1 pseudogene is annotated in these 495 nt (G+C 74.3%); it reads left to right on the top strand.

Annotated features, from left to right (window positions below):
• Positions 1 to 180: 180 nt before the first annotated feature.
• Positions 181 to 495, top strand: a pseudogene (locus KBX53_RS35530) (hypothetical protein); the annotation flags it as partial.

Below are 495 nucleotides of genomic sequence, written 5' to 3' on the forward strand. Positions count from 1 at the left end.
GAACAGCGGCTGACGGCGCGGGTGGCCCAGGTGGGCGACGAGTACGTGCTGACTCCGGTACGGATCGTGCTCGGCTCGTACGCGCAGGCCCGCGACGCGCTGCGGGACGCCGCACGCGGCTGACGCTCCGCACGGCCCGCTACCGCTCTCCGTACGCCCACAGCGGCGTAGGGTCGGAGCATGGCCACGCCTCAGACCCCCTACGACGCGGTGCTGCACGCCGCACGCGACGTGACCAAGCTGGAGTCCGCCCTCGACGCCGAGATGCTGGGCAGCGCCCTGCTCGGCAGTGTCTACGCGATCGCGGAGACCGACCGCGACGCCGCCGTACGGGAGTTCGTCACCGGCTTCCTCGCCGCCACCAGCCGCCGCCGGGTCGCGGCGGCGACCACCATCCGGCAGGTGTTCGCCACGCTCGTCCCCACCGCCGAGGGCACCGAGCGGGTCCGTCCGGGCAGCCAGGCGCCCAACTGGACAGCGCAGCTGGGCCGGGTG

It is taken from the genome of Micromonospora sp. M51 (genome assembly GCF_018070305.1).
In the GTDB taxonomy this organism is placed as follows: Bacteria; Actinomycetota; Actinomycetes; order Mycobacteriales; family Micromonosporaceae; genus Micromonospora; species Micromonospora parva.